Annotated in this window: 21 protein-coding genes and 1 other annotated feature; of the genes, 14 read left to right on the top strand and 7 right to left on the bottom strand. The window is 56.1% G+C overall.

Going from position 1 to position 21,728, the window contains the following annotated elements; genetic code table 11:
* Positions 1 to 63 precede the first annotated feature (63 nt).
* The 5 genes from mnmE to rpmH form a co-directional block, all read right to left on the bottom strand.
* On the bottom strand, positions 64 to 1,428 hold the full coding sequence (gene mnmE, locus FQK12_RS09500) for a tRNA uridine-5-carboxymethylaminomethyl(34) synthesis GTPase MnmE (RefSeq protein WP_014227335.1): 1,365 nt from the start codon (positions 1,426 to 1,428) through the stop codon (positions 64 to 66).
* Between the two features lie 93 nt (positions 1,429 to 1,521).
* A complete protein-coding gene (gene yidC / locus FQK12_RS09495) occupies positions 1,522 to 3,168 on the bottom strand; it encodes a membrane protein insertase YidC (protein ID WP_004855708.1) in 1,647 nt (548 codons plus the stop codon).
* Between the two features lie 2 nt (positions 3,169 to 3,170).
* Complete coding sequence (gene yidD / locus FQK12_RS09490) at positions 3,171 to 3,428, bottom strand: membrane protein insertion efficiency factor YidD (RefSeq protein ID WP_004871831.1); 258 nt, start codon at positions 3,426 to 3,428, stop codon at positions 3,171 to 3,173.
* Positions 3,392 to 3,751 (bottom strand): ribonuclease P protein component, encoded by a 360-nt coding sequence (rnpA, locus tag FQK12_RS09485; protein WP_004871829.1) that lies wholly within the window; start codon positions 3,749 to 3,751, stop codon positions 3,392 to 3,394. The genes yidD and rnpA overlap by 37 nt, the downstream gene beginning before the upstream one ends.
* Before the next feature lie 15 nt (positions 3,752 to 3,766).
* Positions 3,767 to 3,907 (bottom strand): 50S ribosomal protein L34, encoded by a 141-nt coding sequence (gene rpmH / locus FQK12_RS09480; RefSeq protein ID WP_004871828.1) that lies wholly within the window; start codon positions 3,905 to 3,907, stop codon positions 3,767 to 3,769.
* Positions 3,908 to 4,528: 621 nt separating this feature from the next.
* Here rpmH and dnaA point away from each other — a divergent pair.
* The 4 genes from dnaA to gyrB all read left to right on the top strand — a co-directional run bounded on the left by dnaA (position 4,529) and on the right by gyrB (position 10,689).
* Complete coding sequence (gene dnaA, locus FQK12_RS09475) at positions 4,529 to 5,929, top strand: chromosomal replication initiator protein DnaA (protein WP_004871826.1); 1,401 nt, start codon at positions 4,529 to 4,531, stop codon at positions 5,927 to 5,929.
* Between the two features lie 4 nt (positions 5,930 to 5,933).
* Positions 5,934 to 7,034 carry a DNA polymerase III subunit beta gene (gene dnaN / locus FQK12_RS09470; RefSeq protein WP_004107206.1) on the top strand — a complete coding sequence of 367 codons (1,101 nt, stop codon included), beginning with the start codon at positions 5,934 to 5,936 and terminating at the stop codon, positions 7,032 to 7,034.
* 138 nt (positions 7,035 to 7,172) lie between these two features.
* Positions 7,173 to 8,246 carry a DNA replication/repair protein RecF gene (gene recF / locus FQK12_RS09465; RefSeq protein WP_004126948.1) on the top strand — a complete coding sequence of 358 codons (1,074 nt, stop codon included), beginning with the start codon at positions 7,173 to 7,175 and terminating at the stop codon, positions 8,244 to 8,246.
* A 28-nt stretch (positions 8,247 to 8,274) separates the two neighbouring features.
* Positions 8,275 to 10,689, top strand: a complete 2,415-nt coding sequence (gene gyrB / locus FQK12_RS09460) for a DNA topoisomerase (ATP-hydrolyzing) subunit B (RefSeq protein WP_004126944.1) — start codon at positions 8,275 to 8,277, stop codon at positions 10,687 to 10,689.
* A 32-nt stretch (positions 10,690 to 10,721) separates the two neighbouring features.
* Here the strand turns inward: gyrB and FQK12_RS09455 are convergent, their stop codons facing one another.
* Complete coding sequence (locus FQK12_RS09455) at positions 10,722 to 11,657, bottom strand: LysR family transcriptional regulator (RefSeq protein WP_014227334.1); 936 nt, start codon at positions 11,655 to 11,657, stop codon at positions 10,722 to 10,724.
* 110 nt (positions 11,658 to 11,767) lie between these two features.
* On the opposite strand from FQK12_RS09455, the gene FQK12_RS09450 reads away from it, so the two are divergent.
* The 8 genes from FQK12_RS09450 (at position 11,768) to FQK12_RS09415 (ending at position 20,065) form a co-directional block, all read left to right on the top strand.
* The gene (locus FQK12_RS09450; RefSeq protein ID WP_014227333.1) at positions 11,768 to 12,793 is read left to right on the top strand and encodes a zinc-dependent alcohol dehydrogenase family protein; all 1,026 of its coding nucleotides are present in this window, start codon (positions 11,768 to 11,770) and stop codon (positions 12,791 to 12,793) included.
* Between the two features lie 115 nt (positions 12,794 to 12,908).
* The gene (gene yidA, locus FQK12_RS09445; protein ID WP_004855697.1) at positions 12,909 to 13,721 is read left to right on the top strand and encodes a sugar-phosphatase; all 813 of its coding nucleotides are present in this window, start codon (positions 12,909 to 12,911) and stop codon (positions 13,719 to 13,721) included.
* Between the two features lie 241 nt (positions 13,722 to 13,962).
* Positions 13,963 to 14,652 (top strand): D-galactonate utilization transcriptional regulator DgoR, encoded by a 690-nt coding sequence (gene dgoR, locus FQK12_RS09440; RefSeq protein WP_014227332.1) that lies wholly within the window; start codon positions 13,963 to 13,965, stop codon positions 14,650 to 14,652.
* Complete coding sequence (locus FQK12_RS09435) at positions 14,649 to 15,524, top strand: 2-dehydro-3-deoxygalactonokinase (RefSeq protein ID WP_014227331.1); 876 nt, start codon at positions 14,649 to 14,651, stop codon at positions 15,522 to 15,524. The genes dgoR and FQK12_RS09435 overlap by 4 nt, the downstream gene beginning before the upstream one ends.
* Positions 15,508 to 16,125, top strand: coding sequence for a 2-dehydro-3-deoxy-6-phosphogalactonate aldolase (locus tag FQK12_RS09430; RefSeq protein ID WP_014227330.1), 618 nt, complete (start codon positions 15,508 to 15,510; stop codon positions 16,123 to 16,125). Before FQK12_RS09435 ends, FQK12_RS09430 begins: the two co-directional genes overlap by 17 nt.
* On the top strand, positions 16,122 to 17,270 hold the full coding sequence (dgoD, locus tag FQK12_RS09425) for a galactonate dehydratase (RefSeq protein ID WP_014227329.1): 1,149 nt from the start codon (positions 16,122 to 16,124) through the stop codon (positions 17,268 to 17,270). Before FQK12_RS09430 ends, dgoD begins: the two co-directional genes overlap by 4 nt.
* Positions 17,271 to 17,449: 179 nt before the next feature.
* A complete protein-coding gene (locus FQK12_RS09420) occupies positions 17,450 to 18,787 on the top strand; it encodes an MFS transporter (protein WP_071881706.1) in 1,338 nt (445 codons plus the stop codon).
* Between the two features lie 51 nt (positions 18,788 to 18,838).
* Positions 18,839 to 20,065: a DUF3748 domain-containing protein gene (locus FQK12_RS09415; RefSeq protein WP_014227327.1), complete on the top strand. Its 1,227-nt coding sequence runs from the start codon at positions 18,839 to 18,841 to the stop codon at positions 20,063 to 20,065.
* Between the two features lies 1 nt (position 20,066).
* Here the strand turns inward: FQK12_RS09415 and FQK12_RS09410 are convergent, their stop codons facing one another.
* On the bottom strand, positions 20,067 to 20,399 hold the full coding sequence (locus tag FQK12_RS09410) for a YceK/YidQ family lipoprotein (RefSeq protein ID WP_025107564.1): 333 nt from the start codon (positions 20,397 to 20,399) through the stop codon (positions 20,067 to 20,069).
* 300 nt (positions 20,400 to 20,699) lie between these two features.
* Positions 20,700 to 20,774, top strand: a sequence feature (ROSE (Repression Of Heat Shock gene Expression) occurs in the 5'-region of heat shock genes and acts as an RNA thermometer to modulate expression.).
* Here FQK12_RS09410 and ibpA point away from each other — a divergent pair.
* Together ibpA and ibpB are read left to right on the top strand one after the other, a co-directional pair.
* Positions 20,768 to 21,181 (top strand): small heat shock chaperone IbpA, encoded by a 414-nt coding sequence (gene ibpA / locus FQK12_RS09405; protein WP_014227325.1) that lies wholly within the window; start codon positions 20,768 to 20,770, stop codon positions 21,179 to 21,181. Its footprint overlaps the feature before it by 7 nt.
* Before the next feature lie 118 nt (positions 21,182 to 21,299).
* A complete protein-coding gene (gene ibpB, locus FQK12_RS09400; RefSeq protein ID WP_014227324.1) occupies positions 21,300 to 21,728 on the top strand; it encodes a small heat shock chaperone IbpB in 429 nt (142 codons plus the stop codon).

Here is a 21,728-nt window from a genome sequence, read left to right as displayed (position 1 = left end):
GAAAAAAATTAACCCGCTTTAACAGGACGTTAATGCGGGTTAGTCAATGCTCACATACTGAGCTTATTTACCGATACAGAAACTTGAGAAAATGCGTCCCAGCAGGTCGTCGGAGGTAAACTCGCCGGTGATTTCGCTCAGGCTCTGCTGGGCCAGGCGCAGCTCTTCCGCCAGCAGCTCGCCAGCCCAGGCGCCCAGCAGCTGCGCTTTACCCTGCTGAAGATATTCTGCGGCGTCGGACAGCGCCTGCAGATGGCGGCGGCGCGCCAGAAAGCCGCCTTCCATATTGGTTTCAAAGCCCATGCTCTGCTTGAGATGATTACGCAGCACGTCTACGCCCTCGCCGGTACGCGCCGAAAGGCGAACAAGTGAGTGGTCATTCACTTCGCTCAGCCCCAGCGTTTCGCCGGTGATATCCGCCTTGTTGCGCACCACGGTAATCGGCAGGTTTTTCGGTAGACGGGCGATAAAATCTGGCCAGATATCTGCCGGATCGGTCGCATCGGTGGTGGTACCATCGACCATAAACAGCACGCGATCGGCTTGTTCAATCTCCTGCCAGGCGCGTTCGATGCCGATACGCTCTACCTCATCGTTCGCATCGCGCAGGCCGGCGGTATCAATGATGTGCAGCGGCATACCGTCGATATGGATATGCTCGCGCAGCACGTCGCGGGTGGTACCGGCAATATCGGTGACGATAGCCGCCTCCCGGCCCGCCAGCGCGTTCAGCAGGCTTGATTTCCCGGCGTTCGGCCGCCCGGCAATGACGACCTTCATCCCTTCGCGCAGCAGGCTGCCCTGGCGCGCTTCGGCGCGCACGGCGTCAAGATCGGCGATAACGTCGTTTAGCTGGGCTTCGATTTTGCCATCGGAGAGGAAGTCGATCTCCTCGTCCGGGAAATCAATGGCCGCTTCCACGTAGATGCGCAGGTGCGTCAGCGCTTCCACAAGATGGTTTACGCGAGTGGAGAATGCGCCCTGCAGCGAATTCAGCGCAGAACGCGCCGCCTGCTCGGAGCTGGCGTCGATCAGGTCGGCAATGGCTTCTGCCTGTGCCAGGTCGAGCTTGTCGTTTAAAAACGCGCGCTCGGAGAACTCGCCGGGCCTGGCGATGCGCACGCCCGGCAGCGTCAGAATGCGTTTCAGAAGCAGGTCGAGGATAACGGGGCCGCCGTGGCCCTGAAGCTCCAGCACGTCTTCGCCGGTAAAGGAGTTCGGGCCGGGGAACCACAGCGCAATCCCCTGATCCAGCGCGCTGCCGTCGCTGTCTTTAAACGGCAGGTAGTCGGCATAGCGCGGCTTCGGCAGCTTGCCCAGCACTGCCTGCGCAACGTCGCGCGCCTTCAGGCCAGAGATGCGCAGAATGCCCACACCACCGCGTCCCGGTGGGGTTGCCTGGGCGACGATAGTGTCGTTATGGCTCATGGTGACTCTCTATGTAGATGTAAAAAAGGCGGTCTAATGACCGCCTTCTCTGGCATTAACGTTACCGTAAATACTCAAAATAATTCAAGAGTATCAGGATTTTTTCTTCTCGCGGCTATGCAGGCCACGCTTCTCCAGACCACGGTAAATCAGCTGCTGCTGAATAATGGTGACCAGGTTGCTGACGATATAGTAAACCACCAGACCGGACGGGAACCACAGGAAGAACACCGTGAAGATGACCGGCATAAAGGTCATGATCTTCTGCTGCATCGGGTCGGTCACGGTGGTCGGAGACATCTTCTGGATGAAGAACATCGTCGCGCCCATGATGATCGGCAGGATGTAGTACGGGTCTTGCGCAGACAGGTCGTGGATCCACAGGATAAACGGCGCATGACGCAGTTCAACCGAGGCGCTCAGCATGTAGTACAGCGCAAGGAAGATTGGCATCTGGATAATCAGCGGGAAGCAGCCACCCAGCGGGTTAACCTTCTCAGCTTTATACAGGGCCATCATTTCCTGGCTTTGACGCTGCTTGTCGTCGCCCAGACGCTCGCGCATTGCCTGAATCTTCGGCTGCAGCATACGCATCTTCGCCATGGAGGTGTACTGCGCTTTAGTCAGCGGGTACATGATGCCACGAACGATAAAGGTGATGACGATGATGGAGAAGCCCCAGTTGCCCAGGAAGCTATGGATCCATTTCAGCAGTTTGAACAGCGGCTGAGAGATAAACCACAGCCAGCCGTAGTCGACGGTCAGGTCAAGATGCGGCGCAACGGCGGCCATTTTGTCCTGAATAGCCGGGCCGACCCACAGGGTGCTTTCCAGCTTATCGGTTTGACCCGGCTGCACCAGAACCGGCTGAGATTTGTAGCCGATTGCCACAATACCGTTGCCGAGATTCGCGGTGTAGAAGTTGTTAGTACCGGTGTTCTGCGGAACCCATGCGGTAGTAAAGTACTGCTGCAGCATGGCAACCCAGCCGTTTTTGGTGCTGACGTTCAGGTTTTCGTTATCGACGATAGTATCGAATTTGTATTTTTCGTACTTCGTTTCAGACGTTGAGTACGCCGCGCCACGGAAGGTGTGCATCGTCGTCAGACCGCCGGTCTGCGTGTCGCGATGCGTCGGCAGGTTGGCGGTTTGCTTCAGCTGGCCAAAGGTCGACAGTTCCAGCGGTTTTTCGCTGGCGTTCTGCACGCTATAGCCGACGTTCACCGCATATTCACCGCGCTTCAGGGTGAAAGTTTTGGTGAATACGTTGCCTGCTTTATCGGTGTACGTCAGAGGAATGACGATTTCGTTCTGGCCATCAGCCATCACAAACGCATCTTTATCGACGTTATACAACGGACGCGGTCCGTTAGCCGGGTTGTCCGGGCCATCACGACCGGTCAGGCCGCTCTGCGCCTGATAGGTAAACTGCGGCGTGGTTTCCAGAAGCTGGAACGGCTCAGTTGACTTCAGCTCTTTCGGATAATCCAGAAGCAGCGCTTGCTCAACATCACCACCGCGGGTGTTGATGGTCAGGTCAAGCACATCGGTTTTTACCGTAATCAGTTTCCCCTGGCCACTGGCCGGTACGCCCTGGTCGGCGGCGCTACCCGTTGCTGTGGTCGTTGTCTGCGTGGTCTGCTGCTGGGGTTGAGGATTGTTATCCTGCTCCCAGGCTTGCCAGATCATGAAAGACACGAACAACAAAGCGATGATAAGAAGATTGCGTTGCGAATCCATCGTTAGTGTTCTCTGGTATCAAATGGTCCAGGCGGGACGGGATCGTCACCACCAGGGTGTAAAGGGTGGCATTTTAATACGCGTTTCACCGTCAACCAACTGCCTTTTATCAATCCAAACCTGCGCAATGCCTCAATTCCGTATTGAGAACAGGTCGGCGTGAAACGACAGTGCGGCCCGAGTAGCGGACTAATCAGGCGCTGATAGACCCGAATCAGGCCTATCAGGACCCGCGAGCCAGGCGACAGTGGCGGCGCCATAATTTTTCCAACGCTTCCGAGAGAGCACGGTTATCGAGGTCGGCAACCCCTTTCTTCGCCACCACCACGAAATCCATTGGCGGGAGTTCATGTTGACGTAAACGGAAGCTTTCACGCGTCAGACGTTTAATCCGATTGCGTTCATGCGCGCGCTTGACGTTTTTCTTGGCGACGGTAAGACCGATGCGGGGATGCCCCAGCGAATTTTGGCGGCCGAGGATGGTGATTTGCGGCGTGCCAGCCCGTAATGGCTGCTGGAAGACGAAAGTGAAATGACTGGGAGTTAACAAGCGTAACTCCCTGGGAAATGCGAGCTTAACCACTCAGGGTTAGCTTTATTACTTGGAAACGGTCAGACGAGCGCGGCTTTTAGCACGACGACGTGCCAGAACCTGACGACCATTTTTAGTAGCCATACGAGCACGGAAGCCGTGAGAACGGTTGCGCTTCAGTACAGACGGTTGAAAAGTGCGTTTCATGGCGATTTCTACCTAAACTTGAATAATTTCACTGACTTTCGCGTAAATCCGAACGAATTTCGAACGGCCTACGCCTCAGCGTGGGTGATTAAAGAGGCCGGATTGTAATAATTGTACACTCCGGAGTCAATTCTCTTTCCTTATTTCTCGCACCTTGCCGCACAAAAAACAGGCGATGGCACGCTGCGGAAAACGGGCTTTACGCGCCGGGTGGTGGATTATACGACCTGGTGGATAAAGCGCAAGGATCGCAAAGGATCTTTGTTAGATCGATTAAGCCCAAAACCAGGATAGTTCATTAATTTTTCCAATATGCGGCTGAAATCGTGCCCCACTCCAGCCAGGATCGATTACACTTACCCAGCTTCGATCCTTCCTGTGGATAAATCGGGAAGAATCTGTTGAGAAACACAAGATCTCTTTCTCAGTTTAGGCTATGATCCCCGGTCCCGATCGGGATCCAGAGATCCGCATCGGGTAATAACCGCAGATAGCGGTTCGCACGTCACCCCTTTTGTGCAGGGGCTTTTCGGCTATGCAGGGTCTTGTCGACGTGTGCCAACAATCACGATTGTTTCAGTTTCTCTTTATATATCGATTTTTGTTCGAGTGGAGTCCGCCGTGTCACTTTCGCTTTGGCAGCAGTGTCTTGCCCGATTGCAGGATGAGTTACCAGCCACAGAATTCAGCATGTGGATACGCCCTTTGCAGGCGGAATTGAGCGATAACACGCTGGCACTGTATGCGCCAAACCGTTTTGTGCTCGATTGGGTAAGGGATAAATACCTCAATAATATCAATGGACTCCTCAATGATTTTTGCGGTGCGGATGCCCCACAGCTGCGGTTTGAGGTGGGCGCTAAGCCTGCCGTTCAGATGCAGAGAGGTACGGTAAGCGTTGCGGCCGCAGCGCCTGCGCAGCAGATCCAGACGGCGCGCGTTGCGCCCACTATCGTGCGTCCGGGCTGGGATAACGTTCCGGCGCCGGCAGAACCGACCTACCGCTCTAACGTCAACGTCAAACATACGTTTGATAACTTCGTCGAAGGTAAATCCAACCAGCTGGCTCGCGCGGCGGCGCGTCAGGTTGCGGATAATCCCGGCGGCGCGTACAACCCGCTGTTTCTTTATGGCGGCACCGGCCTGGGTAAAACGCACCTTTTACATGCGGTGGGTAACGGAATTGTGGCGCGTAAACCCAATGCGAAAGTGGTTTACATGCACTCCGAGCGTTTTGTACAGGACATGGTAAAAGCCCTGCAAAACAACGCCATTGAAGAATTTAAGCGCTATTACCGCTCCGTTGACGCACTGCTGATCGATGACATTCAGTTTTTTGCTAATAAAGAGCGCTCGCAGGAAGAGTTTTTCCACACCTTTAACGCCCTGCTGGAAGGCAATCAGCAGATCATCCTGACGTCGGATCGCTATCCGAAGGAGATCAACGGGGTTGAAGATCGTCTGAAATCACGCTTCGGCTGGGGGCTGACGGTTGCGATCGAGCCGCCTGAGCTGGAAACCCGCGTGGCGATCCTGATGAAAAAAGCCGATGAAAACGACATCCGCCTGCCGGGCGAAGTGGCGTTCTTCATTGCCAAGCGCCTGCGCTCTAACGTACGTGAGCTGGAAGGGGCGCTGAACCGCGTTATCGCCAACGCCAACTTTACCGGCCGGGCGATCACCATCGATTTCGTACGCGAAGCGCTGCGCGATCTGTTGGCTTTGCAGGAAAAACTGGTCACCATCGACAATATTCAAAAGACGGTGGCGGAGTATTACAAAATTAAGGTAGCGGACCTGCTGTCTAAACGCCGCTCCCGTTCGGTGGCGCGCCCCCGCCAGATGGCGATGGCGCTGGCAAAAGAGCTGACCAACCACAGTCTGCCGGAAATCGGCGATGCGTTTGGCGGCCGCGACCATACCACCGTCCTGCACGCTTGCCGTAAGATTGAGCAACTGCGTGAAGAAAGCCACGATATCAAAGAAGATTTTTCCAATTTAATCAGAACATTATCCTCGTGACGCTATGAAATTTACCGTAGAACGTGAACATTTATTAAAACCGCTGCAACAGGTGAGCGGTCCTTTAGGTGGTCGTCCGACGCTACCGATTCTTGGCAACCTGCTCCTTCAGGTTACCGATGGCGCGCTGTCGCTGACCGGTACCGATCTGGAAATGGAAATGGTCGCGCGCGTTGCGCTGATTCAGCCGCACGAAGCGGGAGCAACAACCGTTCCGGCGCGTAAATTTTTTGATATCTGCCGCGGCCTGCCTGAAGGCGCAGAGATTGCGGTACAGCTGGAAGGCGAGCGTATGCTGGTGCGTTCCGGTCGCAGCCGCTTCTCGCTCTCTACGCTGCCAGCAGCGGATTTCCCCAACCTTGATGACTGGCAGAGCGAAGTTGAATTTACCCTGCCGCAGGCGACCATGAAGCGCCTGATTGAGGCGACGCAGTTTTCGATGGCTCACCAGGACGTTCGCTATTACTTGAACGGCATGCTGTTTGAAACCGAAGGCAGCGAACTGCGCACCGTGGCGACCGACGGCCACCGCCTGGCGGTTTGCTCGATGCCGCTGGAAGAGTCCCTGCCCAATCATTCGGTGATCGTACCGCGTAAAGGCGTGATTGAGCTGATGCGTATGCTCGACGGCGGCGATACCCCGCTGCGCGTGCAGATCGGCAGCAACAATATCCGCGCTCACGTTGGCGACTTTATCTTCACTTCAAAGCTGGTGGATGGTCGTTTCCCTGACTATCGCCGCGTACTGCCGAAAAACCCGGATAAGCACCTGGATGCCGGCTGCGATATTCTCAAGCAGGCCTTTGCCCGCGCGGCGATTCTTTCTAACGAAAAATTCCGCGGCGTGCGCCTTTACGTCAGTGAAAATCAGCTGAAAATCACCGCCAATAACCCGGAACAGGAAGAAGCGGAAGAGATTCTGGACGTCACCTATGCCGGGACTGAGATGGAAATCGGCTTTAACGTCAGCTATGTACTGGATGTGCTTAACGCGCTGAAGTGCGAGAATGTGCGTATTCTGCTGACCGATTCCGTGTCGAGCGTGCAGATTGAGGATGCGGCTTCGCAATCCGCAGCCTATGTCGTCATGCCTATGAGGCTGTAGAAAATATCGGGCTATCTTACTTGTTATTCTGGCTCCGGGCAGTGCTCGCAATCCTCACGTACTTTAGTACGCTCCGGTTGCTGCGCGCTGGCCGTAACCAGACTAACTGCGCCGATAACGCCCTGGTTATGAGCTGATATGTCGCTATCCCGACTTCTAATCAAAGACTTCCGCAATATTGAAAATGCGGATCTCGCCCTATCTCCCGGCTTTAACTTCCTGGTTGGCGCCAACGGCAGCGGCAAAACCAGCGTACTTGAAGCTATCTACACGCTTGGCCATGGTCGGGCGTTTCGTAGTTTGCAGATTGGCCGCGTGATTCGTCACGAGCAGGAGTCCTTTGTCCTGCACGGTCGCCTGCAGGGCGAAGAGCGAGAAGTATCTATCGGTCTGACAAAAGATAAGCAGGGCGACAGCAAGGTGCGTATCGATGGCACTGACGGGCATAAAGTGGCGGAGCTGGCGCACCTGATGCCGATGCAGCTGATTACGCCCGAGGGGTTTACTTTACTCAACGGCGGCCCCAAATACAGAAGAGCGTTCCTTGACTGGGGATGCTTCCACAACGAAGCCGGATTCTTTACCGCCTGGAGCAACCTGAAGCGGCTGGTGAAGCAGCGCAACGCCGCGCTGCGTCAGGTCAGCCGCTATGCGCAGCTGCGGCCCTGGGATCTGGAGCTGATACCGCTGGCGGAGCAAATCAGCCGCTGGCGGGCCGAATACAGTGCCGCTATCGTCGAAGACATGGCGGATACCTGTCGGCAGTTTTTACCGGAGTTTGCTCTCACCTTCTCTTTCCAGCGCGGCTGGGAGAAAGAAACGGATTATGCCGAGGTGCTGGAGCGAAATTTCGAACGCGACCGCATGCTAACCTATACCGCCCACGGCCCGCACAAAGCGGATTTCCGCATTCGTGCCGACGGCGCGCCGGTAGAGGATACATTGTCGCGCGGGCAGCTTAAGCTGCTGATGTGCGCCCTACGACTGGCGCAAGGCGAGTTTCTGACCCGTGAAAGCGGGCGGCGCTGCCTGTACCTGATAGATGATTTTGCCTCGGAACTTGACGACGCTCGGCGCGGGCTGCTGGCCAGCCGCTTAAAAGCCACGCAGTCGCAGGTTTTCGTCAGCGCCATTAGCGCTGAACACGTTATGGACATGTCGGACGAAAATTCGAAGATGTTTACCGTGGAAAAGGGTAAAATAGCGGATTAACCTAAGATGAAATGAGCGAGAAACGTTGATGTCGAATTCTTATGACTCCTCCAGTATCAAAGTCCTGAAAGGGCTGGATGCGGTGCGTAAGCGCCCGGGTATGTATATCGGCGACACGGATGACGGCACCGGTCTGCACCACATGGTATTCGAGGTTGTGGATAACGCTATCGACGAAGCGCTCGCAGGTTACTGTAAAGACATCGTTGTTACTATCCACAGCGACAACTCCGTCTCCGTACAGGATGACGGCCGCGGTATTCCTACCGGTATTCACCCGGAAGAGGGCGTGTCGGCGGCGGAAGTGATCATGACCGTTCTGCACGCGGGCGGTAAATTCGATGATAACTCGTATAAAGTTTCCGGTGGTCTGCATGGCGTAGGCGTTTCCGTTGTTAACGCCCTGTCGCAGAAGCTGGAGCTGGTCATTCAGCGCGATAACAAAATTCACCGTCAGATTTATGCCCACGGCGTGCCGCAGGCGCCGCTGGCGGTTACCGGCGAAACCGAAAAAACCGGCACCATGGTTCGCTTCTGGCCGAGCTACGAAACCTTTACCAACGTGGTCGAATTCGAATACGAGATTCTGGCAAAACGCCTGCGCGAGCTGTCGTTCCTGAACTCCGGGGTGTCGATTCGCCTGCGCGACAAGCGCGACGGTAAAGAAGATCATTTCCACTACGAAGGCGGTATCAAAGCGTTCGTCGAATATCTGAACAAAAACAAAACGCCGATCCACCCGAATATCTTCTATTTCTCCACCGAAAAAGACGGTATCGGCGTTGAAGTTGCGCTGCAGTGGAACGATGGTTTCCAGGAAAACATCTACTGCTTTACCAACAACATTCCGCAGCGCGACGGCGGTACCCACCTTGCAGGCTTCCGTGCGGCAATGACCCGTACCCTGAACGCCTACATGGATAAAGAAGGCTATAGCAAAAAAGCGAAAGTCAGCGCCACCGGCGACGATGCCCGTGAAGGCCTGATTGCCGTGGTCTCCGTGAAGGTGCCGGATCCGAAATTCTCCTCGCAGACCAAAGACAAGCTGGTCTCTTCCGAGGTGAAATCGGCGGTCGAACAGCAGATGAACGAACTGCTGAACGAATACCTGCTGGAAAACCCGTCTGACGCCAAAATCGTGGTCGGTAAAATCATCGACGCGGCGCGCGCGCGCGAAGCCGCACGTCGCGCGCGTGAAATGACTCGCCGTAAAGGCGCGCTGGATCTGGCTGGCCTGCCGGGCAAGCTGGCGGACTGTCAGGAACGCGACCCCGCGCACTCTGAACTGTACTTAGTGGAAGGGGACTCTGCGGGCGGCTCTGCGAAACAGGGGCGTAACCGTAAGAACCAGGCGATTCTTCCGCTGAAAGGTAAAATCCTTAACGTTGAGAAAGCGCGCTTTGACAAAATGCTCGCGTCTCAGGAAGTGGCGACGCTGATTACCGCGCTGGGCTGCGGCATTGGCCGCGATGAGTACAACCCGGACAAACTGCGCTACCACAGCATCATCATCATGACCGATGCGGACGTCGACGGCTCGCACATTCGTACGCTGCTGCTGACCTTCTTCTATCGCCAGATGCCGGAAATCGTTGAGCGCGGACACGTCTACATTGCCCAGCCGCCGCTGTACAAAGTGAAGAAAGGCAAGCAGGAACAGTACATTAAAGACGACGAAGCGATGGATCAGTACCAAATCTCCATCGCGCTGGATGGCGCCACTTTGCATACCAACGCCAACGCGCCGGCCTTAGCCGGCGAGCCGCTGGAGAGACTGGTTGCCGAGTATAACGCCACGCAGAAAATGATTACGCGTATGGAACGTCGTTATCCTAAAGCCCTGCTGAAAGAGCTTATCTATCAGCCGACGCTGGCGGAGGCCGACCTGGCGAACGAGCAGACCGTAACGCGCTGGATCAACGCCCTGGTGAGCGAGCTGAACGAGAAAGAGCAGCACGGCAGCCAGTGGAAATTTGATGTCCGCGAGAACGCCGAGCTGCAGCAGTTTGAGCCGATCGTTCGCGTGCGTACCCACGGCGTGGATACCGACTACCCGCTGGATCACGAGTTTGTCACCGGGCCGGAATACCACCGTATCTGCGCGCTGGGCGAAACGCTGCGCGGTCTGATTGAAGACGATGCCTTTATCGAGCGCGGCGAACGTCGTCAGCCGGTTGCCAGCTTCGAGCAGGCGCTGGACTGGCTGGTGAAGGAGTCCCGTCGCGGCCTCTCTATCCAGCGCTATAAAGGTCTTGGTGAGATGAACCCGGATCAGCTGTGGGAAACTACCATGGATCCGGACAGCCGCCGCATGCTGCGCGTGACCGTCAAGGACGCGATTGCCGCTGACCAGCTGTTCACGACCCTGATGGGGGACGCCGTTGAACCGCGTCGCGCCTTTATCGAAGAGAACGCCCTCAAAGCGGCAAACATCGATATTTAATCGTCGTACACCGCCATACTCAGGCCGCGCGTTTAGCGCGGCTTTTTTGTGGGCGCAGGCCTGTCCAGCGACATCACGGACGGTAAGCGGCTGGCGAGCGTATCGACGGCAATTCTCACCCTCAGCGGTAGATGCGGCGTCTGTTGCCAGACCGCGTGAACGTCGAAGCGCACATCCGGCGCCTGCTTTAACAGCGGAACGAGTTTTCCCTGATGAATTTCTTTGCTGACCATCCAGCAGGGCAGCCATGCAATGCCGTGTCCGGCCAGTGCAGCGTCGCAGATCGCCTGCAAATCATCCATATTGAGCGATGAACGGGGAGTGAAGGTGTGCGAGGCACCTTCGCTATCCATCAGTTGCCAGGAGAGTACTCTGCCGGCCTGCAGATAGTTAATGGCCGCATGATGGGGTAAATCATCAACGCTTTGCGGCGTGCCCTTCTTCAGCAGATAATCCGGCGCGGCGCACAGCACCATGCGGTGTTCTCCCAGCCTTCGGGCGACCAGAACGCTGCTGTCCTGAAGCGTGCCGTTACGCACCGCCATATCAAACCCTTCCTCGACGAGATCCACCACGCGATCGCTGAATGACATCTCCAGCTCAAGGCCTGGATGTTCCTGCGCCAGCGCGATCAGCAGCGGGGCGACGCACTGGCGGCCAAACAGCACCGGCATGGCCACGCGCAGGCGGCCACTGACCTGCTGTTTCCCCGTTTCCAGCAGCAATTCTGCGCCCCGAATTTCCTCCAGCGCGCGCAGGCAGTGTTCATAAAAAAGGGCGCCGTTGTCGGTCAGGCTCTGGCTGCGGGTGGTACGTTGAAACAGACGTACCCCCAGTCGCTCCTCAAGGCGAGCGATGCTCTTTCCCACCGCCGAACGCGACAAGTGCAAACGGATTGCGGCCTGAGCAAAACTCCCCGCCTCAACGGCGGCCACAAAAACCGGAATATCCTTCAGCGTATCGGTCATAGATTGTATCTTTTCTTTCATCAATAATGGGAAAACTTATCGCCACTGGCGACCCTGAGTCAACGGTAGACTGTCGCTCCTGAAGCTTATTTAATGGCAGGAGAGAAAAAATGACTGAGACAATGCAACGCTGGTCCATGGACGCCCTCGGGCGCGACAACCTCAAACTCATCCAGGCGCCTGTTCCGCAGCCAGGGCCGGGTGAAGTCCGCGTACGGGTGAATGCCGTTGCGCTCAACTATCGCGATAAAATGGTCATTGAAGGCACCATGCCGATTGCGCTTTCCTTCCCGTTTACGCCGGCGTCCGATATGGCGGGCGTGGTGGAAAGTACGGGTGAGGGCGTCACGCGTTTCACACCCGGCGCTCGCGTCATCTCGACCTTTTTCCCGGAGTGGATCGACGGTAGGCCAACAGCGGACGCCCGCACTTTGCCCTATAAAACGACCGGCGGTTACTTCCAGGGCATGCTGTCTGAGTACGTGATTGTGAATGAAAACGGGCTGGTGGCCGCCCCGGAAACCCTGGATGACGTCGAGGCCAGCACGTTACCGTGCGCCGGGCTTACCGCATGGTTCGCGCTGGTGGAGCGCGGTCATTTACGCGCCGGGCAATCGGTACTGGTGCAGGGCACGGGCGGTGTGGCGATATTCGCTTTGCAAATTGCCAAAGCGCAGGGGGCAGAGGTTTTTGTCACGTCCGGGAGCGATGAAAAACTGGCGCGGGCCAAACAACTCGGCGCCGATTATGGCATCAACCGGCTTAAGGGCGACTGGGCTGAAGGGATATACGAACTGACGAACGATCGCGGCATCGACCACATCATTGAAACCGTTGGCGGGGAGAACCTGAGGCATTCCCTGCGCGCCGTGGCGGTTCATGGGCGTATTTCGGTCATCGGCGTGCTGGCCGGCAGTGAAATCTCGCTACCGGCAGGCGAACTGTTGCTGAAATCCCCGGTGATTCAAGGTATTGGCGTGGGGCACCGTCGCGCACTGGAAGATTTTGTCCGCGCCGTTGACGTGACCAGGCTGAAACCGGTGATTGAGCACCGTTACCGCTTTAACCAGCTTGCACAGGCGCTTGAACACCTCGATCGCGGTGCGTTTGGCAAAATCGTGCTCACCCGCGAGTAAGACCCCGTTCCCCGGATCTTGCCTAAAAGGGGGGGTTCTGCTGCGCAATGTAGCTCTATTTTTGTGGGCTTAATCGCGTTAGCATGAGTAAGGACTCATCTTACCCGGGGATTTCATGGCTATTAAACTGATTGCAATCGATATGGACGGCACGCTGCTGCTGCCTGACCATACTATCTCTCCTGCGGTGAAAACCGCGATTGCCGCAGCCCGTGAACGCGGCGTCAACGTGGTGCTGACCACCGGCCGTCCTTACGCTGGCGTGCACAGCTATCTGAAAGAACTGCATATGGAGCAGCCTGGAGATTACTGCATCACCTATAACGGTGCTTTAGTGCAGAAGGCGAGCGACGGTAGTACCGTTGCGCAAACCGCGCTGGGCTACGACGACTACCGCTATCTGGAACAGCTGGCCCGCGATGTCGGCTCCCACTTCCACGCGCTCGATCGTAACACCCTGTATACCGCGAACCGCGATGTGAGCTATTACACGGTACATGAATCCTACGTGGCGACGATCCCGCTGGTCTTCTGCGAAGCCGAAAAGATGGATCCGAATATCCAGCTGCTGAAAGTGATGATGATCGATGAGCCGGCGATTCTGGACAAGGCTATCGCCCGCATTCCGGCTGAGGTGAAAGAGAAGTACACCGTGCTGAAAAGCGCGCCGTACTTCCTTGAAATTCTTGATAAACGCGTCACCAAAGGTACCGGCGTGAAATCGCTGGCCGATGCGCTGGGCATCCAGCCGGAAGAGGTGATGGCGATTGGCGATCAGGAAAACGACATCGCGATGATTGAATACGCTGGCGTCGGCGTGGCGATGGATAACGCGATTCCGGCCGTCAAAGAAGCGGCAAACTTTATCACCAAATCCAATCTGGAAGACGGTGTGGCATATGCTATTGAAAAATATGTCTTAAACTAAAAATCTCTTTCTGAAAAACCCGCGTTAATCGCGGGTTTTTTTATGCCTTGAGTTTACCCCGCCGCAAAATCACCAAACCGAATTGTCGTTTTTGTGATCTAAATTGTAGTACAACATGTTTGTGTTGTACTACATTGTGTCCATAGCAATGACGAGTGACATCACGTTAGTACTACAAAGTTGCGGTTAAAACCGCCTGTCGCGGTAAAGTAGAGAGACATCCAGAGCACAAGGACTTTCCATGACTCTCAATAAAACCGATCGCATCGTCATCACGCTGGGCAAGCAGATTGTCAGCGGCAAATACGTTCCCGGCTCTGCGCTGCCCGCTGAAGCCGACCTGTGTGAGGAGTTTGCCACCTCGCGCAATATCATTCGCGAAGTGTTCCGTTCGTTGATGGCTAAACGGCTGATTGAAATGAAGCGCTATCGCGGCGCGTTCGTTACCCCGCGCAACCAGTGGAATTATCTCGACACCGACGTTTTACAGTGGGTGCTGGAGAGTGATTACGACCCGCGGCTGATTAGCGCGATGAGCGAGGTACGTAACCTGGTTGAACCCGCGATCGCCCGCTGGGCGGCAGAGCGCGCGACGTCGAGCGACCTGGCGCAAATAGAAGAAGCGCTCAACGACATGATCGCCAATAACCAGGACAGGGAAGCGTTTAACGAAGCGGATATTCGCTATCACGAGGCGGTGCTGCAGTCGGTGCATAACCCGGTTCTGCAGCAGCTCAACGTGGCGATCAGCTCGCTACAGCGGGCGGTATTTGAAAGAACGTGGATGGGCGATGAGGCCAACATGCCGAAAACGCTCCAGGAACATAAGGCGCTGTTTGACGCCATCCGGCATCAGGACAGCGAAGCGGCGGAGCAGGCGGCGCTCACCATGATCGCCAGCTCGACACGAAGGTTAAAGGAAATCACATGACATCTCGCTACATCGCAATTGACTGGGGATCGACCAACCTGCGCGCCTGGCTCTATCAGGGCGAACGGTGCCTGGAGAGCAGGCAATCGGAAGCAGGCGTCACGCGTCTGAACGGACACTCCCCCGCCGCGGTGTTTAGCGAAATAACCCGGGGCTGGCGCGACGGCGCGACCCCGGCGGTGATGGCAGGAATGGTCGGCAGTAACGTCGGCTGGCAGGCGGTACCCTACTTGCCGGTTCCCGTTCATTTCTCCGCCATTGGTGAACAATTAACTGCCGTTAGCGACAAGGTCTGGATTATTCCCGGACTCAGCGTCTCTCGCGACGATAACCATAATGTGATGCGCGGCGAAGAGACTCAGCTCCTCGGCGCGCGGGCGATAGCCCCTTCTTCCGTCTACGTGATGCCCGGCACCCACTGCAAATGGGTGCAGGCAGACCGCCAACAAATTAACGACTTTCGCACGGTGATGACCGGCGAACTGCATCATCTGCTGCTGCGCCACTCGCTGGTCGGCGCCGGGTTACCGGAGCAGGTCTCTGCTCCTGACGCGTTTAACGCCGGGCTTGAGCGCGGCCTGCATTCGCCAGACATCCTGCCGCAGCTTTTTGAGGTTCGCGCTTCACACGTGCTGGATTCGCTGCCGCGCGCGCATGTCGGCGAGTTTCTGTCGGGACTGCTGATTGGCGCGGAAGTCGCCACCCTGAGCCAACGCTTTCGCGACCAGCAGGTCACCATTGTCGCCGGCGAGACGCTGGCGAACCGCTATCAGCAGGCACTGAGCGCCATTGGCCGTCAGACCATCGTGGTGTCGGGCGACAACGCATTTCAGACAGGAATAAGGAGCATCATCCATGCAGTGGCAAACTAACTTACCGCTTATCGCTATCCTGCGCGGGATTACGCCGGAAGAGGCGCTGGCGCACGTGGGGGCGGCGATCGACGCCGGCTTCGACGCCGTTGAAATTCCGCTCAACTCACCGCAGTGGGAAAAGAGTATTCCCGCCGTTGTTGAGGCTTATGGTGATAAGGCGCTGATTGGCGCGGGCACCGTGCTTAATGCAGAGCGGGTGGACCAGCTTGCCCGAATGGGCTGCAGGCTTATCGTCACGCCCAATATTCAGCCCGAGGTCATTCGCCGTGCGGTGAGCTACGGCATGACGGTTTGCCCCGGATGCGCGACGGCGACGGAAGCGTTCGCCGCGCTGGACGCCGGGGCTCAGGCGTTGAAAGTCTTCCCATCTTCGGCTTTTGGCCCTGACTACATCAAAGCGCTAAAGGCCGTTTTGCCGCCGGAGGTGCCCGTTTTTGCGGTGGGCGGCGTGACGCCGGAAAATCTGGCGCAGTGGATAAAAGCAGGCTGTACCGGTGCCGGGCTGGGCAGCGATCTCTATCGCGCTGGCCAATCCGTAGAGCGTACCCAACGGCAGGCGGCAGCATTTGTTAAAGCGTATCGAGAGGCAGTGCAATGAAAATAACCAAACTCACCACGTATCGTTTACCCCCGCGCTGGATGTTTCTAAAAATTGAAACCGACGAAGGCGTGGTTGGCTGGGGCGAGCCCGTGATTGAAGGGCGCGCGCGCACCGTAGAGGCGGCGGTGCATGAGCTCGGCGATTATCTCATAGGCCAGGATCCGGCGCGGATTAACGACCTGTGGCAGGTGATGTACCGCGCGGGCTTTTACCGCGGCGGCCCGATTTTAATGAGCGCCATCGCCGGTATCGACCAGGCGCTGTGGGATATTAAAGGCAAAGTGCTGAACGCGCCGGTCTGGCAGCTAATGGGCGGCCTGGTGCGTGACAAAATCAAAGCCTACAGCTGGGTTGGCGGCGACCGTCCGGCAGAGGTGATTGATGGCATCAAGAAGCTGCGCGGTATTGGTTTTGATACCTTCAAATTAAACGGCTGCGAAGAGCTGGGGCTGATCGATAATTCTCGCGCGGTGGATGCGGCGGTGAATACCGTCGCGCAAATTCGCGAAGCGTTCGGCAATGAAATTGAGTTCGGTCTCGATTTTCACGGCCGCGTTAGCGCGCCAATGGCGAAGGTGCTGATTAAAGAGCTGGAGCAATATCGCCCGCTGTTTATTGAAGAGCCGGTTCTTGCCGAGCAGGCGGAATATTATCCGCGACTGGCGGCGCAAACCTCGATTCCTATCGCGGCGGGCGAACGCATGTTCTCGCGCTTCGAGTTTAAACGCGTGCTGGAAGCCGGTGGGCTGGCCATTCTCCAACCCGATCTGTCGCACGCGGGCGGTATTACCGAGTGCTATAAAATCGCCGGAATGGCCGAAGCCTACGACGTGGCGCTGGCGCCGCACTGCCCGCTGGGGCCTGTTGCGCTTGCCGCCTGCCTGCACGTCGATTTTGTCTCCTATAACGCCGTCTTCCAGGAGCAAAGTATGGGCATTCACTATAACAAGGGCGCGGAATTACTCGACTTTGTGAAAAATAAAGACGACTTCAATATGGAAGGCGGTTTCTTTAAACCATTAATGAAGCCCGGGCTTGGCGTAGAAATCGATGAAGCGCGGGTCATTGAATTAAGTCAGAATGCGCCGGACTGGCGTAATCCGTTGTGGCGGCATGAGGATGGTAGCGTCGCCGAATGGTAAATGCGCGTCATACTTTGCGCTGCTGATGCGTTGGCTGCATTTTCTTATCCCAGTCACATACTAATGTATGCTCCCGGGAATGCGAAAATTTGCCGCCTTTCCCCAGCACAAATTATTTAGCGCATTACGGTTAAGTTATTAATAAAAAATTTAAATAAACCCTCTGTAAATTACCGGGCATGGTGAGCGGCCTCGCTATGCCCAAAATCTGGAGACAGATTGCGATGGATATTTCAGTTACAGCTGCAAAACCCGGGCGTCGTCGTTATTTGACGCTGATTATGATCTTTATTACCGTGGTGATTTGTTATGTTGATCGCGCCAACCTTGCGGTGGCATCGGCGCATATTCAGGAAGAGTTTGGTATTACCAAAGCGGAAATGGGATATGTATTTTCCGCCTTCGCGTGGCTGTATACGCTTTGCCAGATTCCCGGCGGTTGGTTCCTTGACCGCGTGGGCTCGAGGCTGACCTACTTTATCGCTATTTTTGGCTGGTCGGTGGCGACGCTACTGCAGGGATTTGCCACGGGGCTGATGTCGTTGATTGGCCTGCGCGCGATTACCGGGATATTTGAAGCGCCGGCGTTTCCCACCAATAATCGCATGGTGACCAGCTGGTTTCCGGAGCACGAGCGCGCATCAGCCGTCGGTTTTTACACCTCAGGCCAGTTTGTCGGGCTGGCATTCCTGACCCCGCTATTAATGTGGATTCAGGAAATGCTGAGCTGGCACTGGGTATTTATCGTTACCGGCGCTATCGGGATCGTATGGTCACTGATTTGGATTAAGGTTTATCAGCCGCCGCGTCTGACGAAAAGCATCAGCAAAGCCGAGCTGGATTATATTCGCGACGGCGGTGGTCTGGTGGACGGCGATGCGCCCGTTAAAAAAGAGGCGCGGCAGCCGCTGACCAAAGCCGACTGGAAGCTGGTATTCCATCGCAAACTGATTGGCGTTTACCTTGGACAGTTTGCCGTGACCTCGACGCTGTGGTTCTTCCTGACCTGGTTCCCTAACTATCTGACCCAGGAAAAGGGGATTACGGCGCTGAAAGCGGGCTTTATGACCACGGTTCCGTTTCTTGCCGCCTTTGTTGGCGTGCTGCTCTCCGGCTGGCTGGCGGACAGGCTGGTGAGAAAAGGTTTCTCATTAGGCGCCGCGCGTAAAACCCCGATTATCTGCGGCCTGCTGATCTCGACCTGCATCATGGGCGCAAACTATACCAACGATCCGGTGTGGATTATGGTCCTGATGGCGCTGGCCTTCTTCGGTAACGGCTTCGCTTCCATTACCTGGTCGCTGGTCTCTTCGCTTGCGCCGATGCGGCTTATCGGGTTGACCGGTGGGATGTTTAATTTCGTCGGCGGGCTGGGCGGTATCACCGTTCCGCTGGTGGTGGGCTATCTGGCCCAGGATTATGGTTTTGCCCCTGCGCTGGTTTATATTTCCGTTATTGCGCTGGTGGGCGCGCTCTCTTACATCCTGCTGGTGGGGGATGTCAAACGAGTAGGCTAATTCTTTCCGATACGATACCCTGATGCGAAAGTCTCGCATCAGGGTATGTTTATGAAACAAGTCACCTTTGCTCCCCGTCATCATCAGCTTACCAACACGCGCGCCTGGACGGCGGACAGCCGGTGGCTGGTTTTCGACGTTCGTCCCTCTGGCGCCTCTTTTACCGGCGAAACCATCGAGCGGGTGAATGTCGAGACGGGAGAGGTTGAGATCCTCTACCGTGCCGGACAGGGCGCGTACGTTGGCGTGGTGACCGTTCATCCATCGATAGATAAATATGTCTTTATCCACGGCCCGGAAAACCCTGACGAGCGCTGGCATTACGATTTCCACCATCGTCGCGGCGTGGTCTCCTGGCAGGGAGATACGCATAACCTCGATGCGATGGATATTTCCGCCCCCTATACACCCGGCGCGCTGCGCGGCGGCAGCCATGTGCATGTCTTCAGCCCGAGCGGCGAATTTGTCAGCTTTACCTATAACGACCACGTGCTGCATGAACGCGATCCGGCGCTGGATTTGCGCAACGTTGGCGTGGCGGTTCCCTATGGCCCGGTAGTACCGCGTGGGGATCATCCACGAGAATACGGCGGCAGCCACTGGTGCGTGCTGGTCAGCCGCACAACGCCAACCCCCGCGCCGGGCAGCGACGAGATTAATCGCGCCTATGAAGAGGGCTGGGTGGGCAACCGGGCGCTGGCGTTTATTGGCGATACGCTGGCGGTAAATGGCGACAAAGTACCGGAGCTATTTATTGTCGAGCTGCCGGAGAGCGAGCAGGGCTGGAAGCAGTCTGGCGATGCGCCATTGGCAGGAACGGAAACCACGATGCCGGCGCCCCCTGCCGGCGTTGTTCAGCGTCGCTTAACGTTTACCCACCAACGCCGTTACCCGGGACTGGTGAATACGCCGCGTCATTGGGTGCGCGCTAATCCGTCGGCAACGGACATCGCTTTTCTGATGCGCGACGAGGCCGGCGTGGTGCAAATGTGGCTTATCTCGGCGCAGGGAGACAAGCTGCGGCAGCTGACCAACAGCCGATCCGATATCCAGTCGGCGTTTAACTGGCATCCGTCAGGAAAATGGCTGGGCTTTGTGCTGGAAAACCGCATCGCGCTTTGTGATGCGCGGAGCGGGGAAATCGACTTTTTGACTGATGAGCATGTCAATCCGCCTTCGGCCGACGCGGTCGTCTTTTCGCCAGACGGCAAACAGCTTGCCTGGATGGAGGAGGTGGACGGTTACCGCCAGCTGTGGGTAACTGCAACGGCCCGCTAAATCAGGGGTTCGGCATTGGCGCTGGCGGGATCACTGCGTTGGTCGCCAGCGTCTCTTTCTCGCTCTTTTCCACGCGCGATTTAACCGAGCTATCGGTGCGGAACATATCCCACGGTAGCAGCAGCGTGTCCATAACGGCCGTGAGCGGCATATCCAGCGCCACCAGGGATTTCGTACCCCAGTTGGCATCGCTATCTCCCAGCATTTGCGCGCTGGCGCGCGTTCCCGGATAGGTTCCTTCCTTACCGCCGGTATGTGACATCACGCTGGAGCAACCGCCTAAACTTATCATCCCGCTAAACAGGACCAGCTTTAACAGACCGTTTTTCATCATTTTTCCGTCATCGTTACGGGCGTTGATAGAACCTTCTATGTACAAAATCATGCAGGGCGCAGCCAACAGAGCCGCGGCCTGAAGAATGGCGTACATATCGGTTATATCGGGCCATTCCATGGATGCATAGTGCCATTGCGCCGCACTGTGGCAGGCGTCGCACTTTGCCTTTTGTGCTGTCCCTCCAGTCTAAGCAATAGACCGCAAACTGCAAAAAAAATTGCCCATTTCCCCTTGAAAAGGTCATGGATATACCCATTTTAGGAATGTGTCTCCCGGAGAATACGCCGAATGGGTATTCCGGGTAATAACGGCCTGTCCATGATGGAAGGTCAGATAATTCTCGCTGATTTCAGGAGCTATGTATTATGCGTAATTTCGATCTCTCCCCGCTGTATCGTTCTGCTATTGGTTTCGACCGCCTTTTCAATCTGTTAGAAAATAATCAAAGCCAGAGTAATGGCGGCTATCCTCCGTACAACGTTGAGTTAGTAGACGAGAACAACTACCGCATCGCGATTGCCGTTGCCGGTTTTGCCGAGAGCGAACTGGAAATTACCGCGCAGGATAATCTGCTTATCGTAAAAGGCGCCCATGCCGCCGAGCAGAAAGAGCGCACTTACCTGTATCAGGGCATCGCTGAACGCAATTTTGAGCGTAAATTCCAGCTTGCGGAAAATATTCATATTCGCGGCGCCAACCTGGTAAACGGTCTGCTGTATATCGAACTTGAGCGAGTTATTCCTGAAGCGAATAAGCCGCGCCGTATCGAGATCAACTAATTTGTTGGGCCGCGAAGGCGGCCCGGTATTCATTCAAAAAAACTGCCCGCCGTCAGGGGGCAAAGGCGAATCCACAGGATTTGCAGATATCCACTCGCTTCTTAGAAGGAGAAAGACTATGCGTAACTACGATTTATCCCCGCTGCTGCGTCAATGGATCGGTTTTGACAAACTGGCCAACGCGCTACAAACCGCCGGTGAAAGCCAGAGCTTCCCGCCCTATAACATCGAAAAAAGCGACGACAACCACTATCGCATTACCCTTGCGCTGGCCGGTTTCCGTCAGGAAGATTTGGATATCCAGCTTGAAGGCACGCGCCTGACGGTAAAAGGCGCGCCGCAGCAGCCGGAAAAAGAGACCAAATGGCTGCACCAGGGGCTGGTTAACCAGGCGTTTAGCCTGAGCTTCACGCTCGCCGAAAATATGGAAGTCTCCGGGGCAACCTTTACCAACGGCCTGCTGCATATCGATTTGACCCGCAACGAGCCGGAACAGATCGCCCCGCAGCGTATCGCCATCAGCGAGCGCCCCGCGTTAGATAGCTAA

Source organism: Klebsiella sp. ME-303 (genome assembly GCF_007910085.1).
GTDB classification, from domain to species: domain Bacteria; phylum Pseudomonadota; class Gammaproteobacteria; order Enterobacterales; family Enterobacteriaceae; genus Klebsiella; species Klebsiella michiganensis.
The sequence above is the reverse complement of the archived record's forward strand: the minus strand, read 5'-3'. Positions and strand labels throughout refer to the sequence as shown.

Coding starts and splice junctions, on each gene's coding strand:
- mnmE (WP_014227335.1), bottom strand. CDS start 1,428: ATGAGCCATAACGACACTATCGTCGCCCAGGCAACCCCACCGGGACGC.
- yidC (WP_004855708.1), bottom strand. CDS start 3,168: ATGGATTCGCAACGCAATCTTCTTATCATCGCTTTGTTGTTCGTGTCT.
- yidD (WP_004871831.1), bottom strand. CDS start 3,428: ATGGCGCCGCCACTGTCGCCTGGCTCGCGGGTCCTGATAGGCCTGATT.
- rpmH (WP_004871828.1), bottom strand. CDS start 3,907: ATGAAACGCACTTTTCAACCGTCTGTACTGAAGCGCAACCGTTCTCAC.
- dnaN (WP_004107206.1), top strand. CDS start 5,934: ATGAAATTTACCGTAGAACGTGAACATTTATTAAAACCGCTGCAACAG.
- recF (WP_004126948.1), top strand. CDS start 7,173: ATGTCGCTATCCCGACTTCTAATCAAAGACTTCCGCAATATTGAAAAT.
- gyrB (WP_004126944.1), top strand. CDS start 8,275: ATGTCGAATTCTTATGACTCCTCCAGTATCAAAGTCCTGAAAGGGCTG.
- FQK12_RS09455 (WP_014227334.1), bottom strand. CDS start 11,657: ATGACCGATACGCTGAAGGATATTCCGGTTTTTGTGGCCGCCGTTGAG.
- FQK12_RS09450 (WP_014227333.1), top strand. CDS start 11,768: ATGACTGAGACAATGCAACGCTGGTCCATGGACGCCCTCGGGCGCGAC.
- yidA (WP_004855697.1), top strand. CDS start 12,909: ATGGCTATTAAACTGATTGCAATCGATATGGACGGCACGCTGCTGCTG.
- dgoR (WP_014227332.1), top strand. CDS start 13,963: ATGACTCTCAATAAAACCGATCGCATCGTCATCACGCTGGGCAAGCAG.
- FQK12_RS09435 (WP_014227331.1), top strand. CDS start 14,649: ATGACATCTCGCTACATCGCAATTGACTGGGGATCGACCAACCTGCGC.
- FQK12_RS09430 (WP_014227330.1), top strand. CDS start 15,508: ATGCAGTGGCAAACTAACTTACCGCTTATCGCTATCCTGCGCGGGATT.
- dgoD (WP_014227329.1), top strand. CDS start 16,122: ATGAAAATAACCAAACTCACCACGTATCGTTTACCCCCGCGCTGGATG.
- FQK12_RS09420 (WP_071881706.1), top strand. CDS start 17,450: ATGGTGAGCGGCCTCGCTATGCCCAAAATCTGGAGACAGATTGCGATG.
- FQK12_RS09415 (WP_014227327.1), top strand. CDS start 18,839: ATGAAACAAGTCACCTTTGCTCCCCGTCATCATCAGCTTACCAACACG.
- FQK12_RS09410 (WP_025107564.1), bottom strand. CDS start 20,399: ATGATGAAAAACGGTCTGTTAAAGCTGGTCCTGTTTAGCGGGATGATA.
- ibpA (WP_014227325.1), top strand. CDS start 20,768: ATGCGTAATTTCGATCTCTCCCCGCTGTATCGTTCTGCTATTGGTTTC.
- ibpB (WP_014227324.1), top strand. CDS start 21,300: ATGCGTAACTACGATTTATCCCCGCTGCTGCGTCAATGGATCGGTTTT.